Here is a 406-nt window from a genome sequence, read left to right as displayed (position 1 = left end):
CAATGGTTAGCAATCTTGAAAAGCAGAAAACTGAAAAAGAAACCTTGTTATCGGCAGCCGAGTACAATTTAAAAGAAAACAAAGGCAATGCGGCAGAATTGGCAATCCAAATACAAATGTTGGAAAAAGAGCTGCAAGGAATCATCAGACAACTGGCAGACAAGCAGGAAAAGTTGCAGACGGCTGACCGGCAACTCTTCGAACTGAAAAAGGATATGGGGGCCATTGAAGAACGTACCGAAGAACTCAAAGAGGAGGCCTATCAATATTCCCGTGATGTACACTCCAAAGTGGATAGCTTGTTTAAAGACGTCCTACTGGAGAGTATAATCAGCGAGTATCGTAACGCATCGGCACAAATGAATGTTTCAGAACGACAGCTCTTTGACGATTCACTGGTACAGTC

General features: G+C 43.1%; 1 pseudogene. It reads left to right on the top strand.

The window, feature by feature from the left end:
• Positions 1–406: pseudogene (locus tag ABUA47_RS24615) on the top strand (recombinase); the annotation flags it as partial.

Source organism: Bacteroides sp. RTP31139st1_H2_RTP31139_211217 (assembly GCF_040227615.1).
In the GTDB taxonomy this organism is placed as follows: Bacteria; Bacteroidota; Bacteroidia; order Bacteroidales; family Bacteroidaceae; genus Bacteroides; species Bacteroides uniformis.
Note: the sequence above shows the minus strand (reverse complement) of the source record. Positions and strands in the feature narration are given on the sequence as shown.